Source organism: uncultured Phascolarctobacterium sp. (assembly GCF_937920985.1).
GTDB lineage: Bacteria > Bacillota > Negativicutes > Acidaminococcales > Acidaminococcaceae > Phascolarctobacterium_A.
Genome location: NZ_CALDXR010000004.1, coordinates 1 through 15,870 on the forward strand (window position 1 = coordinate 1; position 15,870 = coordinate 15,870).

The 15,870-nt window shown below is 39.0% G+C and carries 20 protein-coding genes; 2 read left to right on the forward strand and 18 right to left on the reverse strand.

Features of this window, described 5'->3' with window-relative positions; all coding sequences use genetic code 11:
• Nucleotides 1–317: 317 nt before the first annotated feature.
• Nucleotides 318–1,202 carry a YitT family protein gene (locus tag Q0612_RS00330; protein WP_298879286.1) on the reverse strand — a complete coding sequence of 295 codons (885 nt, stop codon included), beginning with the start codon at nt 1,200–1,202 and terminating at the stop codon, nt 318–320.
• Nucleotides 1,203–1,463: 261 nt separating this feature from the next.
• Here Q0612_RS00330 and Q0612_RS00335 point away from each other — a divergent pair, with 261 nt between their 5' ends.
• On the forward strand, nt 1,464–1,808 hold the full coding sequence (locus Q0612_RS00335; protein ID WP_298879289.1) for a hypothetical protein: 345 nt from the start codon (nt 1,464–1,466) through the stop codon (nt 1,806–1,808).
• Between the two features lie 128 nt (nt 1,809–1,936).
• On the opposite strand, the gene Q0612_RS00340 is transcribed toward Q0612_RS00335, so the two are convergent.
• The 13 genes from Q0612_RS00340 to Q0612_RS00395 form a co-directional block, all read right to left on the reverse strand.
• Nucleotides 1,937–2,299: a DUF1667 domain-containing protein gene (locus tag Q0612_RS00340; RefSeq protein ID WP_009145284.1), complete on the reverse strand. Its 363-nt coding sequence runs from the start codon at nt 2,297–2,299 to the stop codon at nt 1,937–1,939.
• 12 nt (nt 2,300–2,311) lie between these two features.
• Nucleotides 2,312–3,580, reverse strand: coding sequence for an NAD(P)/FAD-dependent oxidoreductase (locus tag Q0612_RS00345; protein WP_009145285.1), 1,269 nt, complete (start codon nt 3,578–3,580; stop codon nt 2,312–2,314).
• A gap of 2 nt (nt 3,581–3,582) precedes the next feature.
• Entirely contained in the window at nt 3,583–5,046 is a 1,464-nt protein-coding gene (locus Q0612_RS00350) for an NAD(P)/FAD-dependent oxidoreductase (RefSeq protein ID WP_040565033.1), read from the reverse strand.
• 228 nt (nt 5,047–5,274) lie between these two features.
• The gene (locus Q0612_RS11880) at nt 5,275–5,415 is read right to left on the reverse strand and encodes a nucleotidyltransferase domain-containing protein (protein WP_367181670.1); all 141 of its coding nucleotides are present in this window, start codon (nt 5,413–5,415) and stop codon (nt 5,275–5,277) included.
• On the reverse strand, nt 5,364–5,648 hold the full coding sequence (locus tag Q0612_RS00355; protein ID WP_298879300.1) for a type II toxin-antitoxin system RelB/DinJ family antitoxin: 285 nt from the start codon (nt 5,646–5,648) through the stop codon (nt 5,364–5,366). The genes Q0612_RS11880 and Q0612_RS00355 overlap by 52 nt, the downstream gene beginning before the upstream one ends.
• A 186-nt stretch (nt 5,649–5,834) precedes the next feature.
• The gene (locus tag Q0612_RS00360) at nt 5,835–6,365 is read right to left on the reverse strand and encodes a HEPN domain-containing protein (protein WP_298879303.1); all 531 of its coding nucleotides are present in this window, start codon (nt 6,363–6,365) and stop codon (nt 5,835–5,837) included.
• A 21-nt stretch (nt 6,366–6,386) separates the two neighbouring features.
• Entirely contained in the window at nt 6,387–7,529 is a 1,143-nt protein-coding gene (locus Q0612_RS00365; RefSeq protein WP_298879306.1) for a DUF262 domain-containing protein, read from the reverse strand.
• Complete coding sequence (locus Q0612_RS00370) at nt 7,522–8,619, reverse strand: DNA cytosine methyltransferase (RefSeq protein WP_298879312.1); 1,098 nt, start codon at nt 8,617–8,619, stop codon at nt 7,522–7,524. Before Q0612_RS00370 ends, Q0612_RS00365 begins: the two co-directional genes overlap by 8 nt.
• Nucleotides 8,620–8,719: 100 nt before the next feature.
• A complete protein-coding gene (locus Q0612_RS00375) occupies nt 8,720–9,136 on the reverse strand; it encodes a very short patch repair endonuclease (RefSeq protein WP_298879315.1) in 417 nt (138 codons plus the stop codon).
• A gap of 17 nt (nt 9,137–9,153) precedes the next feature.
• Nucleotides 9,154–10,335 (reverse strand): type II restriction endonuclease, encoded by a 1,182-nt coding sequence (locus Q0612_RS00380; RefSeq protein ID WP_298879318.1) that lies wholly within the window; start codon nt 10,333–10,335, stop codon nt 9,154–9,156.
• Nucleotides 10,336–11,478 (reverse strand): DNA (cytosine-5-)-methyltransferase, encoded by a 1,143-nt coding sequence (dcm, locus tag Q0612_RS00385; RefSeq protein ID WP_367181671.1) that lies wholly within the window; start codon nt 11,476–11,478, stop codon nt 10,336–10,338. It abuts the gene before it with no gap.
• A gap of 158 nt (nt 11,479–11,636) precedes the next feature.
• Nucleotides 11,637–12,053, reverse strand: coding sequence for a hypothetical protein (locus Q0612_RS00390; protein WP_298879323.1), 417 nt, complete (start codon nt 12,051–12,053; stop codon nt 11,637–11,639).
• A gap of 84 nt (nt 12,054–12,137) precedes the next feature.
• The gene (locus Q0612_RS00395; protein WP_298879326.1) at nt 12,138–12,875 is read right to left on the reverse strand and encodes a phosphatase PAP2 family protein; all 738 of its coding nucleotides are present in this window, start codon (nt 12,873–12,875) and stop codon (nt 12,138–12,140) included.
• Nucleotides 12,876–13,025: 150 nt separating this feature from the next.
• Between Q0612_RS00395 and Q0612_RS00400 the strand changes: the two genes are divergently transcribed.
• Nucleotides 13,026–13,583, forward strand: coding sequence for a hypothetical protein (locus Q0612_RS00400; protein WP_298879329.1), 558 nt, complete (start codon nt 13,026–13,028; stop codon nt 13,581–13,583).
• 85 nt (nt 13,584–13,668) lie between these two features.
• Here the strand turns inward: Q0612_RS00400 and Q0612_RS00405 are convergent, their stop codons facing one another.
• The 4 genes from Q0612_RS00405 to Q0612_RS00420 form a co-directional block, all read right to left on the reverse strand.
• Nucleotides 13,669–13,833, reverse strand: a complete 165-nt coding sequence (locus tag Q0612_RS00405) for a hypothetical protein (RefSeq protein WP_298879332.1) — start codon at nt 13,831–13,833, stop codon at nt 13,669–13,671.
• A 141-nt stretch (nt 13,834–13,974) separates the two neighbouring features.
• Nucleotides 13,975–14,352: a hypothetical protein gene (locus tag Q0612_RS00410; protein WP_298879335.1), complete on the reverse strand. Its 378-nt coding sequence runs from the start codon at nt 14,350–14,352 to the stop codon at nt 13,975–13,977.
• Nucleotides 14,333–14,476: a hypothetical protein gene (locus Q0612_RS00415; RefSeq protein ID WP_293692810.1), complete on the reverse strand. Its 144-nt coding sequence runs from the start codon at nt 14,474–14,476 to the stop codon at nt 14,333–14,335. Before Q0612_RS00415 ends, Q0612_RS00410 begins: the two co-directional genes overlap by 20 nt.
• Before the next feature lie 397 nt (nt 14,477–14,873).
• On the reverse strand, nt 14,874–15,863 hold the full coding sequence (locus tag Q0612_RS00420) for an agmatinase family protein (protein WP_298879339.1): 990 nt from the start codon (nt 15,861–15,863) through the stop codon (nt 14,874–14,876).
• Nucleotides 15,864–15,870 lie beyond the last annotated feature (7 nt).

Sequence of the window (15,870 nt, forward strand, 5' to 3'; positions counted from 1 at the left end):
CGACCCGCACATTCGCTTTTTTCTAGGTTCAATGTTCAGTTTTCAAGGTTCAGTTCGTTGCGTTTGTTCGCAACTTTGTTCTTTGTGTTTGTCGCTGTATCCCGGCGACTTGTATATAATACCACGTGGGCAAGGTAATGTCAACACCTTTTTTACAACTTTTTTAGGATTTTTTAGTGAAACACTTGGGTTCGTGGACAAATAAAGTATCATGTATACACGCTTTGAAGGCTCTAAAAAACTTCTAAAATTTCTTCAAAAATCTACGAAACATCCTTAAAAATACCCTCAAAAACCTCCTTTTTCAGCAAAAATTTCTATAATCTTTTTTCAAAATTTCCTATCACCGAGACATTTTCGTATTCAATAATAAAGATATTCGGATCACATTCTTCCAGCAAATGACGTAATTTCATCGACTCAACCTTAGAAACAACGGTCAGCAGCACATTAGTATCCTCACCGCTATAGGCACCTATGCCCTTTATTTTTGTTACACCGCGATGCACTGCAGCAAAAATAACCTCTTCTACCAAATCTATTTTAGTAATTATAATCATCGTTACTGTAATACTTGGCAGATAAGCCTTATCCAGAACCACGGAAGTAATTACGGCAAAGAAGATGGAGTAGACTGCCGCCGCAACATCATATAATAGAATACAACTGCCAAAGACAAAGATATTAATAATATTGAAGACCTTGCCTACACTCATATTGTGATACCGATGCATCAACAGCAGTCCCAGGATGCCCTCACCGCCGCCACTGCCCTTGCTCATCAGCGTCATGCCGCAGCCCAGTCCGCATAAAATACCGCCTGCCAGACAAGCAGTAATCGTATCAGGCAGATAATTATATTGCGCAACAGGTACAACGCTCAGCAACACGCTGTAGCTGGTGATGCAGACAGCAGATTTCACTAAGAAGTCCTTGCCGAACTTGCGTATAGCCATAATCATCAGGGGTATATTCAGGAGAAAATAGATAATGCCGATATAGTTGTCGGTAACAAAGCTCAGCCCCAGGACATTTCTCATAAAATATCCCAGCAGCTGGGCTATTCCTAAAAAACCACCATTATAAAGATTACATGGCAAAATGAACATATTAAACCCTATAGAATATACCAGAGAGCCGCCTATAATAAGGCTAAGGGATTTTAACGAAAGAAATTGTCTGAGATAGGTGACAGCCTTCATGCTACAGCCTCCTTTGCCGACTGATGGGGAAGGGGGTTGATTAATAACTACTATTATAATAACCTAAAATCTTCTGCTTGCGTATTAACCAAGTAAATAAAGCACTTTTTTCATATCCACATAAGTAAAATGCTAAAGTCTTTACAATTTTTTCTGCTTATTTTTTATAAAACAGGCAAAATCGTCATAATTTCGCCATATACTGCCTTTATAATAAAAGCAACAAAGGTAAACAACCACTATTAGAAAGAAGGTGCCAATATGATGACAACATTAACCAAGTATATGAAGAAAACCACAGCAATTGCTATGGCTGCCATGGTGCTTTCTCTGCCGCTGGCAAGCGTAGCATCCGCCCACGAAAGGCACGATGCTCCGCCACCGCGTCATTCCGACCGCTATGACAGACACGACCGCTACGACAAGCATGACCGTTATGACAGACACGACCGCTACGACAAGCACGATCGTTATGACAGACATGACCGCTACGACAAGCGTCATAAGAACGACAATTACGTAACGAAAAAAGACAGCAACAAAAAAGCTACCACCAGCTTCATCATCGGTGCTGTACTCGGTGCGGTAATTGCCAAAAACACCTAAATTAACATACTCCTTTCATACTCATTACTCATACAAAAAAGAGCTGCAGTTTTACACTACGCAGGGTAGTGCAACTGCAGCTCTTTCAATTTTTACTATATTATATGTAACAAGTAATCCTCAGCTGATTACATATCACGGCTGGCGATAATATCTACACCAAGACCGAGAATATCCTTAACTACAACGTCACCGGTTTTAATCGGAGCGGTAACCTTTACGCTACGCAGGAAGCGTGCGCAGTCCAGGATGCGTTCCTTCGGCAGTACGTTAGCGGATACTACGGGCAGCAAAGGCAGCATACCGCCTTCTACAGCAACTGTAGAGGTCAGCATACGCTTCGGAGCAGTAACTTCATCGTTAGCATATTTAGCGCCACGCGGGCAGGTATTGCCGGTAACATTGGTAACTGCGCCATTTTCAATGGTAACAGTCATCTCGCAGCCCATAGGGCACATAATGCAGTTCATAACACGAGTTTCAACAGCCATTTTATACCCTCCTTACAGCACCAGACCTACGGTAACTTCGTCACCGATCTGGGCAAATTTTGCAGCCGGAATTTCTACGGCAATCATTTCACTGGGCTTTGCTACGGGCAGAGGACGGCTCAGCAGAACATTGTCGCCGCTCTTAACCTCCAGCTTAACTTTGCGGTGCGGTGCAGCAACACGCATGAACAGCTTAACCTTCTCGTCTGCAGGAATTTCTGCAGGCATGGTCAGCTTCTGCGGTACGCAGGTACGTACGCCGTCAATAGCCTTTACGGTTACGGTACGGTTTTCGGTTGCCATTTTCTCCTGAGCCTTGAGTGCAGCATATTTACCTGCGATTTCAGCTTCTTCGGATACAAAGTCAACCAGGTCATGTACGTGTACTACGTTGCCGGCAGCAAAGAAACCGTCTAAGCTGGTTTCACGATGCTGGTCAACAACAGGACCGTTGGTCAGCGGGTTCATTTCCAGATCAAGGCCGCGGGACAGCTCGTTCTCAGGAATCAGACCTACAGACAGCAGTACGGTATCGCACTCGATATCAAATTCAGTACCCGGAATCGGAGTCATGCGCTCGTCAACCTTAGCAACGGTGATACCGGTTACGCGCTCCTCACCATGAATAGCAACGATGGTGTGGGAGAGGTACAGAGGAATATCATAGTCGTTCAGGCATTGAACGATATTACGTGTAAGACCGTTGGAGAATGGGCAGATTTCCAGGCAAGCCTGAACCTTGCAGCCTTCCAGGCTCATACGGCGGGCCATAATCAGGCCGATGTCGCCGCTGCCGAGGATAACGATTTTGTGACCCGGCAGATAGCCTTCCATATTAACCATACGCTGAGCAGCACCGGCAGTGAATACGCCTGCGGGACGCTCGCCCGGAATACGGATAGCGCCACGGGTACGCTCACGGCAGCCCATGGTCAGGATAACAGTTTTGCCTTCCAGCTTCAGTAAGCCTTTTTCCGGATTAACGGCAATAACGGTTTTATTGTTTTGTACATCTAATACCATGGTATCAACCAGGGTTTCGATTTCAGGTTTATCAGCAACGAGCTCGATGCAGCGATGTGCATAGCCGGGGCCAGTCAGCTCTTCCTTGAAGTGATGCAGACCGAAGCCATTGTGGATGCACTGTTGCAGAATACCGCCGAGTTCGCGGTCACGCTCGATAACAACGATTTTTTTAGCACCATTCTGCCATGCGCTGTAAGCAGCAGACAGACCGGCAGGGCCACCGCCAACAATAATTACATCATATAATTGGTTCATTATTATTCCTCCCCGCCATCTGCAGAATATTTTTCGTAGAACATATTGGAATCAGTACGTTCTTTTAATACTTCAGGAACAGAAATGTTCAGCTCGCGTGCCAGAATCTGGGTAACACGCGGACCACAGAAGCCACCCTGGCAACGGCCCATGCCTGCACGGGTACGGCGTTTTACACCGTCAACAGTGCGTGCGCCAACAGGAGAGTTGATTGCTTCTACAATTTCACCCTCAGTAACAGTTTCGCAACGGCAGATTACGCGGCCGTACAGATTGTCTTCGGCAATCTTAGCAGCCTTTTCATCAGCAGTCATATAGTTGAATGCTTTATGCTTCGGCAGAGCAGCCTTGAAGTCAGCCTTCTTGGCAGCGCCGCTTACACGGGCAATTTCGTTGGCAATCAGCTCACCTACAGCAGGAGCTGCGGTCAGACCGGGAGATTGCATACCGGCAGCATTATACAGACCTTCAACCTTTTCAGAAGGACCGAGTACGAAGTCACCAGTGCTGGAAACAGCACGCAGGCCGGCAAATTCGGTAATAGCTGCGCCCATCGGCAGGTTCGGAATCAGCTTCTTGGCAGAAGCAATGATTTCATTCATGCCGGCAGTGGTAACAGCCTTATCCTCTTTGGAATCCTGCTCGTTAGCGTTAGGACCGATGAAGGTGTTGCCGTGGGTAGTGGTGCAAACAAGAATACCTTTGGATTTTTTAGTCGGGGTGGGGAATACCACGCCGTAAACCAGGCTGCTGCAAGCAGTCTTATCAAACAGAATATATTCGCCCTTACGCGGAGTGATGGTGAAGGTGTCATCACCGGCCAGCTTAGCGATTTCGTCAGCATAAACACCGGCAGCATTAACTACATATTTAGCAGCAATAGTGCCTTTATTGGTTTCTACACCGGTAATTTTGCCGTCTTCCTTAACGAAGCCCAGTACCTTGCAGTCGCGGATAACTTCTGCACCGTTTTGTACAGCGCATTGAGCGAAAGCAATAGCAGCACCGAACGGCCAGCATACGCCGGCACTCGGAGCCCACAGAGCACCCTTGACAGTGGTCAGGTTAGGCTCCTGCTCAAGAACTTCTTCTTTAGACAGGATTTGCAGGCCTTCAACGCCGTTCTTTTTACCGCGTTGCAGCAGCTCCTGCAGAGTCTGCATTTCCTCGTCGGTGGTTGCAGCAACCAGGGAACCGGTCCATTTAATATCCAGGTCCAGTTCGTTTTGCAGCTCGTGGTACAGAGCGTTGCCACGAACGTTGGTAATAGCTTTGAGGCTGCCGGTAGGAGCGTCAAAGCCAGCATGAAGAATTGCACTGTTAGCTTTAGTAGTGCCGATAGCGATGTCCGGCTCTTTTTCCAGCAGAACGCATTTCAGGTCATACTTGGAAAGCTCGCGCAATACAGCAGTACCTACAATGCCGCCACCAATAACGACTACATCAGCAGATTTTACAAATTCCATTCCGTCACTTCCTCGCTGAATTTTCTCATAATACAAGATAATTCTATCACATATGTTACAAAAAAAGAAGAGTTTAAGGAAAATAAAAATAAAAAAAGGCCAGCATGGGACAATGCCAGTCCCACAGCATTCTATTTATCCGTTTTCTTCATTCTATCCTAACTCCTTCACGTAAAATATTTTGATAGAACTCAGTATTTTTCTCAACTTCACGTAATTCAAAAGCATCTACTTTTTTCCTGTTAGCTCTCTCAGTTCTTCTCCAAAAGCAAGAACATCAAGTGCGCTAAAAGACTTACCACCAATAATAATTATATCTATCTCAGATTCTTCAGTGGCTTCACCACGAGCATAGGAACCAAAAAGAATTGTATATTCTGCTTTATATTTTTTACTAACTTGCTGACCAATGCCTTAATCTCATCAATCATAAGAGTATTGTCTTCTTTAGTTAATTCAGGATTTTTATATTCGCTAATTGCTCTTTGAGCAAGTAAATTAACAGCTTCCGTCATAGATAATCCCATATCTGCACAAAATTTCTTAAATTGTCTTTTTAATTCTGGTTTCATGCGTACATTTACACTTACATCAACTTCCATATATTTATTTCTTATTGATATTTTGGCTAAATTTATTGTTTATATATTACAAAAGAGATGATATGTATATTAATCAAAAATCTTTTGTTTTTCGTGTTATCGCATATCCAATATTTAGCAATATATTTAAAGTTGTAAATTTAAACTAAATGTGTATATTCTAAAAATTAGTATTAAATTAAAACATTATTTCTTGGGAGAAAGCAATACTTTTCTTATATATTCAATAAATGTACATGCTGAATTGTATTCTTTATATATTTCATCGACGGTTATATTTATATTATATTCAGAAAAATTTTCATGTACTAATAAATTTCTTCTTTTCCCTAAATCCATGAAATTGCCTTCCGCTTTTTTTAATTCAATATTATTATCAATTTCCTTTCTAACTTTATTTTTTGTTTCTTCTCCATACAATTTCCAAAATACATTACTATTGTTAGTCTTCCAGTCAAACAACGTATGGTATTGACGTTCTATAACTTTTGACTTTATTAATTGCACAATTCGCTCATCTCCACTAGAAACATATGACGAATAATCCAATATAATCTTAGAAATCTGTGATTCAAACAAACTGGCAGCAGACAATAATAAAATCTTTTTATAATGTTCCTGTACATCCATAGCAAAACTTACTTCTTTATTTTGCATAAGATAGTCATATAATTCTCTTATTTCTCTATATTGCCCATCAATGCATTCATTTTTCATGTCAATACCTCATTCACGAGACTACTTTGTTTCAAACAAATATTTTTCTGCTAAATCTAACCGAGATTTAACACTATCAACATGGGAAGTGCTATGTGTAATAGCTTCTTTAAATTGGGAATCCCTTCTTAACCTGTCAAATGCACTTTGTGTAATTTTAATTTTTTCTATATTACTATCTATTTTTTTCGATACTACAGTAAATACACTATCAAATAAAGATACGTTAAAACTTCCATTATTATTTAAAAAACTTTTCGGATTAATATCACTACATGCTTCTATAAATTTATAAAAAACATTTTCAAACATTTTTATCTCTTTATCCTTGAATAGCATAGCATTCCTAGAAAATTTATTCAAAAATTTAATCATCGACCCACTATAATCGCCAGAGTCATAATAAAATGCAAATGATCTCAAAAGAATTTCAACATCTCTAAATTTATCATCTTCCTCAACCTTTCCTATAAGCTTTCTCCACTCATTAGTTGTATTTAGCTTATATATCAACTTATAGAATTTAGACTCATATATACATCCCCTTATTTCTTGAGGAGATAAATTAATCCCTCCTGTATTTAATCTATTAAAAATTTCATACATAGCGCCATTATCCTCTGGTTTATTTTGCCTAATAGCCATACATCTTATAGGCATCAAATCAAGTGAGTTCTTTTTATCCGCATCTAATGTATTATACATTTGGTTATTCAACGGATGATTTTCTCCAGTTTCTAATTTAGTGAATTGTAACTTAAAGTCTTGAAAAATTTGATTATCATTTAAAATTTCTTCCGTAAGTTTACCTTCTTTTTCAAATTCTTTTCTCAAAAAAGCTCGTTTACCAGATTTTGGAAACCGTTGTTTTATAAAAAAATAAATTGTTAATAATCTTTGCTGTCCATCAATAATACTATAACGATTTCTTTCTAGCTGATATAAAAAAATTTGGGGCACAGGTAAGCCTAATATTAATGACTCAATAAATCTTGAGGCTCTCTTTTTATCCCATACATAATTTCTTTGAAATGCAGGCATTGATATTATATTGGATTCAATAAGAGAATTAATTGTTAATACATTGAAATCATTAGGAATAATACTAATGTCGTAAGATACTACTGAACTATCATCATTTTGCATATCATAATATTCACTCATGTTTATTCGTCCTTTCGTATTTTAATATATAGCTTAATATATCAAAAGCTATACCTTTTGCAAGTAAAAAAGGAACTCCATTTCCTACCATTTTGAATTTATCTGATAGTGAAATATCTGTTTTTACTACAAATTTCTTATTTACTGATTGAATAGCTAATGCTTCAGCAACACTAATTCTTCGAGGCAAATATGGATGAAGGTGTACTTCATTATGTCCGTATGCAGCAGTTGGTGAGAACCTCCATCTATGTAATCTTTTAAATGACTTTCCTCTTAAATCACCTTCTTTAATTTCATAAAATTTTTCTTTTGTTCTTACACCGAAAACATCTTTATTGTTTATATGTTTTTGTACATCATTTTTATTAAACCAATATTCAATCGTTAATTCTCGTATAATATTCGATGGAGCTATTGATTTACTATTAATTTTAAACGGTGTCATAGTAGGCCAAGATACTTTTTTTATATTTTCTAACTTATATTTTTTATGTACTCCTAATTGAAAATCAATTTTCTTACCAAAAGTTTTTCTTTTAAAACCAACCAATATAAGTCTATCTCTATTTTGCGGAACACCATATTCCAAAGCATTTTCTATAGAATCAAATAATGAATATCCATTGCGATACAATTTTCTCTTCATTTTATCATAAAAATCTCTATGTTTCTGAGTACGATACAAACCCTTAACATTTTCAAACACAAAAAAATCAGGTTGCCTTTTTACAATTAAACTTATATAAACAGAAGTTAACTGTCCATTTTTTCCATCTTTCCCTTGATTTTTTCCAGCTATAGAAAAATCAGGGCAAGGCGGTCCACCAATAAATCCTACTAACTTATCCTGCCGCTGATTATACTCAGGAAATGTTTTCTCCCACTCATCATCAGATAAATATTTCTTAACATCACAAGAGCTATATCCATAAGCAGGAATATGTTTGCTATTTCTTCTAGCATATTGATACGCTTCTAAAAAAGTCTGGTTATATTCATTTACAAATACAATATTAAATCCAGCTTTTTCAAAGCCTAAATCTAGTAATCCTAATCCCGAGAAAAATGAATATACCTCTAATTCCAACTCACTAAGCTCCTAACGATAGTATAAAATAGGGTTAAATTATATTCTTCCACCCCCAGTTTACCTAAATTTTATCATAGTTCCTTCAAAAAATATACTTTCAATATTTTTTTCTGAAGCGTATAATTCTCAACACTTCTGCCACGCAGTTTTCAAGATGCTTTTTAATATCCGTCTCCCAAAAACGCAGTACCATCCAGCCATTATCACGCAGCTCAATAGTATTCTCGAGGTCGCGTTCCATGTTACGGCGTATTTTCTCATGCCAGTATTTAGTGTTTGTCGTGACGTCATAGCGTTCAAAGGTCTTGCCATGCCAGAAATCGCCGTCGCAAAAGATAGCGATTTTATATTTTGTCAGCACAATATCAGGACGGCAGTCAAGAACCTTGTAATTTTTACGATAGCGTATGCCACTATGCCATAAGGCAAGGCGCAGAGTAACTTCTATTTTTGTATCCTTGCTTTTTATGGCGACCATATTCTTGTGGCGCTGTTCTTTGGTGAGTACATCCATGATTTTCGCTAACTTTATCAGATAGATTCTTTTTCTTTAACATAATCAATAAACTTCTTTATCGTCCATATTCTATCCTGTTTATCTTTAGGATATGTTTTAATATATAGTTTCGGCACTACCAGAATAACTTTTTCACTCTGCATTTCGTCCATCTGTGCAGATGTTATGCCTTGCTGCATAGTGCAAAGAAATTTATTTTTATCACGAAGTCTGTCAGCCTCATTAAGTACCTGTCTCCATCTGTCTTTACAGGTTGTTTTAGCTGCTAAGCTAATTATGTTCTCTACACTAAAACTAGTATCATGATAAGCTTCTTCTGACGGGAAAATAAAGTCTGGCTTCTTATGTCCCTCTGTGATAGCCTGCGCTGTATATTGAATAGCATTACCATCAAAAAGTGAAGCTAAATGATGTTCAAAGCTTTTTCCTGCTCTGCTTTTTCTGCGATTTAACACTTGGTTAGCAAGCGTGATAAAATCCTCAACATCATTAAAACCGTTTCTAATAGCTTCTCCATAGCGCACATGTTCTAAAGCTCTGAAAAGTTTATATTCCATGTTAGTCCAGTCCAATAGCTTCTGGTCTGGATTAGAAACAACATATTCAATATGATCATAAACAGCATTCTGGATATCTCTTGCTTTAGCTGACATAATTTCAGAATTAGGAAAATCAGCCTGCAAATATGAAATAAATCCATATATCTCCTGTTTTTCCCTAATATCTAAGTCTACATTATTCGTAACTATAAGGTTATTTGTTTCTGCAGGCGTAAGATTAAATGCTTCAAGAAATTCATTAATATCATCTTCAGTATTAAGAATAAAGCCTTCATAATCTTCCTTTGATGCCTTAGATTGTACTAAAACAAACAGTGCTCCTGTATATTCTGGCTTTAAAAAAGGAAAACCTTTACCAAAATTAGTTATGCGATACTCATCACGTGTTTTACTGCCATAATAAATAAATCTTGTATCTATCGTTTTATAATCATACCAATGTATTTTTACCCATCTTTCACAATTAGTGCCGCGCTCACATGCTTTGTCAAATAATATAAGAATTGCAGGCTTAGCTATGTAAATTCCCGCTTGGTGTCCACCAGTTTCACCAGTGTCATTTGCTGATAAAAATTTGCAAAAAGCTTTTGCGCCATCTGATACGGCTTTTATGGCTTTTTGTACGGTATTTTGCATTTACACAACCTCCCTATATCCGTTTACTCCATTGGTAACTTTCAATTCTTCTAACTTTTTGACTACCAGTTTTGCAATAGCCGCCATAAGCGGTACTACAACAGAATTACCAAACTGCCTATAAGCCTGTGTATCTGAAACAGGGATTACAAAGCTGTCTGGGAATCCCTGTAATCGGGCGCATTCTCTAGGTGTAAGCTTGCGAGGATTTTTCCCGTCTTGTTCAATTAAAACCTCAGAACCATCTTTATAATATCTTGCACTCAAAGTTCTGGAAACACCTTCAAGTGGCGCTATTCCATAACCGAAGCCATTACCTGCAGCCCTATGTTTAGCTGCATAATTTTGTAAATATGTCCACAATTTATCCGACAACGTATATTTATCGTCAACATTCTTTTCTAAAATATCAGCCATAACAGGCTTAGGTTCTTTAGGAATTATATCAAATTCAAAATCAAAATAACTTCCATAACGTTCTCTATCAAATCCGACTATAATTATACGCTCTCGATGCTGCGGAACAAACAACTGCCCGTCAATAACCTTATAAAATACTTCATAGCCAAGTTCATTTAATGATTCCGTAATAACTTTAAATGTTTTCCCTTTATCATGACTGCATAAATTTTTTACATTTTCCAGCATAAAAGCTTTTGGCCTTTTAGCTTCTAATATGCGGCAAACATCAAAAAAAAGCGTTCCCTGTGTTTTATCCGCAAAACCAGTAGCACGACCTAGACTGTTCTTCTTAGATATACCAGCAATAGAAAAAGGCTGACAAGGAAAACCAGCTACAAGAATATCGTGGTCTAGTATATCATCTGCATTAACCTGAGTAATATCTCCATCTGGCATATCGCCAAAATTTGCCATATATGTCTGCTGGCTGAATTTATTCCATTCGTTAGAATATACACATTCCCCGCCAGCTTCTTCAAAAGCTAGCCTCATTCCACCAATACCAGCAAATAAATCAATAAAAGTAAATTTATGCGTGTATTTCTTCTTTTTCTGCTTGCTAAGCATAATATAAATAGCTGTTGAAACAGAATCCTGTACAGTCATACCTGCCATTTTCGCATATTCTGCAACTTCTTTATATTGGTTATCATCTAATCTTAAATGTATTTGCTTCATTATATTGCACCTCTGGGAATTTTTTTATACCTATTTTCTCCCAGTATATCACAGTGAACAAATTTTCTCAAGCATTGTTTGCTATTTATTTTTCTTTTTTTCTATAAAATCAGCATCTCTATATAGTTCTATTAGCATACGGATTTCAAGCTTTATTTTCTCTATTTTTTTAATATTTTAAACCACTCTCTAAACCCTTCAACCGTCAGCCTCTTATCCAAATCTGCAATAGGACGGGAGGACGAAGCAATTATCTCCGCATAGCTTTGCTTTTTGCACAAGTCCTCAAAGGACAGACCCAGTGGGTCGCCATACTTTTGCGCCATCGCATAATAAATATACTCCTGCAAAAGTGGCGGAGCTGCGTGCTTATACTGCACGCCCAGCTTGCGACACTTATGATGCAATGTACGCGCAGCACATTCTTCGCTAACTCCCTGCGCCAGCAGTTTCTTCGCCAGCACCGCCAGCTCTGCCACCTTCGTCTCATATTCCTTACGCAACGGATTATCCTTTAATCCATCTTTCCTCAATAGCTCAAGCTCCCTTTGAAATTCCAGCTCATCAGCCTGCGTCATGATTTCCCCCTTCCTCATCTATTAAATAAGCCACCACCAAAACTTCCACATACAAAAGGGAAGAGCAGGCAGCGGCTTTAAAACTCATTCTCTCTTTTTCACAAACCATCTCAGCGGCAGCTTTTTCTCCAGCCAGCCGATAAAGATATCTGAAAGCGGTGTCAGCAGAATCCAGCTTAAAACAAGCAGAACAAAAGAAACAGAGCCTACAAAAACATCGGTAAACCAATGCGCACCGCCCATAATACGGGGCAGAGAGAAAATAATAAATGCAGCCAGTGCTTTAATAAAAGCGTCCTTGCCGATATATTTCCACATATACACAGCAAATATCAACAGCATCATGCCATGATCACCGGGGAAGCTGCTGCCGGAACGATCCTTGGCAGGCCAGCCGCTCAGCTGGCTAACCCAGTTTACATTATGATACAGCTGGTCAAAATAAACGGATGCACTCGCACGGTCAATCGGCAGCAGCTTATCAAACTGCTTAATGATTACCGCACTTACCAGCATGGCAACGCCGATACAGAACAGCCAGCGCTTGCCTTCAACATTGCTTTTGCGGTAATAGCTGTAAAAAATCGCCAGCATCGCAACGAACGCCACCACATCAAAGGCACGCAGATTAACAAAGGCTGTAAAATAAGTAAAGGCCGTTCCCTGCGCCAGCTTCTGGTTAAAGAAATAAAAGACACCTTGGTCCAGTGCAAGCCACGGTCCGTGATAGCCGGCGGTGGGGGTGCTTGCCAGCCAGCTTCCCAAAAGCAGTGCTCCCAGGATATTACAGATAATTATCCAAATCAGGTTATTTTTCTTCATATAATCTCCTCGTATTTCAATATCCACTGTTCCTCAGATATCACCTAAAGTTCAGTTAACAAATTTACGTAAATATGATACCATATTCTTGAGGATTATATAAGTCTTTTATGTAGAATTTTCCCATCAGCTTCCAAAGGAGTGAGAATTATGCGCAAGCTGCTTTTACTGTTAACCTGCTTACTGATGTGCTGCTGCAGTGCGCTGGCACTCGCCGCAGATAAAACTAAGGCTGCAGATGATGCTGACGCAATCAAACCGGTGGAAACCATCAGCGCGGCAGTAATGAATGAACGATTGCAGGCAGGCGATAGCGACGACCTGCTATATGTAAAAATCAAAGAAGACAGAGTAGAAGTTTACCAAGGTCTGGCTGCCGACCGCTCTTTGCGCAAGCAGTTGATTTTAACCATGCCCAATACCGAAATGCTGCGCTTATATACCAATAACAAGGCAACCTTTGCGCAGATGAACAAAATGCTCAGCGATTACGAAAGCTCCAACGCCAACTTCAACGGCTATAAGATTATTACAGATAAAGATACGCCGAAAAAGCTGGAAAACGGCGGTAAAATCTATCGCCTGTGGTTCATGAAGATTGAACGCGAAAAGCAAAGCCGCAGAGGTGGCTGGAACTTCCCGATTGGCATAGGTATCGGCATCGGAGGCAGACATCACCACGGCCCCTGGATTGGTGTAGGGTGGTAAGAAGTATATCGTATATATTACAAAGAGTGTACTAAGCTATTTTGCGACTTAGTACACTCTTTTATTCATAGCCAGTATTACAATCTCAATTAGTAAGGATATAGGTAAACAGCACCTTGGCAGATACACCTTTGATTTTAGTACATCCGCATTTTGCTAACAGTCTGATAATCCCATAAGCTGAAATAAAATTAGCAATAGAGCGAGAAATATTCTTTTCATTAGTCGAATTACGTGAAACAATAGACATGGCGTAAACCTCCTTGGTTGATTGTTTGTTGCACTTTATTGTACCAAGTTTTGAGGCTTTACGCCTTTTTTATCTTCTGAAATATGCAGTTTTCAAAGAATTAAGCTGATTTTCGGTGGGGGAAGTTTGAGTTAATAAATATTAACCTCTAAGTCCTATTTGCCTAGCGACTTTTTTTATCTGTAAAACAAAAGAATCGTTACTTCGTCCTTTTCCTTCCAAACTGTTTATTAGTGTAGCGGCCCATCGATAAATTTGCTCTATACTCCCATAACCTCTTTTAAACAATACAGCATATTTTGCACAATTCTCTTTAGTAGGTGCATCAGATAAAATAATTTTTAATTGTTCGTCAGTCCATGGTTTTCCTTTATTAGAAACATCATATTGATCTTCATGATCTTTCTGATAGTCAATCAAAACCTTTTTTACAAATTGAATTTTCGTATCTAATGAAGAATCATCCAGTTCTAAATCCAGTAATTTATAAATTTCTAATTTATAATCTTGTTTTTTCATCATTTACCTCTAAATAAACTTTTACTATTCCGTCATTACGCATTTCTGAATGTACTATTTCAGTATTATCATCTAATGTTAAAATAGATACATCAAAATAATCATCTCCTTGCAATACATTCATTTTAGCATATCCATACAGCTTTAGCAATTAAAACAAGCGTAGACCTTCCTAAACATAAAAAGAGATACTGTGCGCACAAGCAAAAAAGACCTGCAGCCTCACTCCTTTGCTATTAGAGTAATATAAAAAATGTCTAAGCCTTTCATTTGTGCATTATATTATACAAAATGTCTATTATATTGTACATGGAAATATTTTTCAAGAAATTGTTGATATTTTTCTATTTTCATGTAATACTAAGTAGGAAGTTTGAGTTACTACTCTAAAAACTTCTTGATATACGTATTTTATCTAGTAGTAGTCGAAAAACTATTATCAAAATATAGGCCACAAAAAGGCTTCACTATGACAAAAGAGCAGTCTGCATCTACACAGACTGCTCTTCTTGTATTTAAAATTATTTATTTTCCAGTTTCATACGACGTTCAGCAACACCGTTAAGGAAGTACAGCGCCAGCCAGCAGCCAACGTGAGATGCTGTCTGCAGAGTGCCGTTTTCCGGATAAATCTCTACGAAATCCAGAGAGCAGGCACCGGCAAGAGCTGCCTCATGCACCATGCTCAGCAATTCATAGCTGGTCAGACCACCCATATCTTGCGGGCCTTGCGGCATATAAGCAGCATCCAGAGCATCGGCACAGATAGTAATATAAATTACTTCCGTATCCTTGGAAACTACAGCCAAAGCTTTTTTAATAGCGGCCTTCCAGCCTTCTTCTTTAATCTCGCGGCAGGGAATAACGGTAGCACCGTATTTTTGGGCATTTCTGTATTCCTGCTGATGGTTACGCGGTCCGCGAATACCAATATGAGCAATCTTGGTTGCATCCATATTGGGGTCATTGTACAGTTGGAAGAACGGAGAGCAACGAGAGTATTTGTCATCACCGAAGTTATCGTAGTTATCCAGATGAGCATCAAAGTGCAGCACGCCTACTTTTTTCGGATGGCGTTTTGCCATTTCGCTGATCAGAGGATAAGCGATACCATGGTCACCGCCTAAAACGATAGGCACACACTTTGCATCCAGCAACTCGCCATATCTTTCACGAATCTGTGCGAAGGTGAACTCGTAGTTACCATTTTGTACAGCAACATCGCCATAATCACCACCGGTCAGATGTTCAAAGGAGTCAATATCAAAATCAGGCAGATAGCCGGTATAACGAATAGAAGCAGTACGAATGGATTTAGGACCGTCAGTGCAGGAGGAATAGCCGCCAATGGTGCAGCCGCCTTCCCAAGGCACACCCATAACAGCAACATCAACCTTATTTAAATCTTCCTTGTTTTCCAATACAGGCAGATTCAAAAATGTCGGAACACCACTATAAATATTAGTCGGTAAAAAATTAGGGTCATAGATAGTAGGTCTACTGTCTTTCATTAAAATA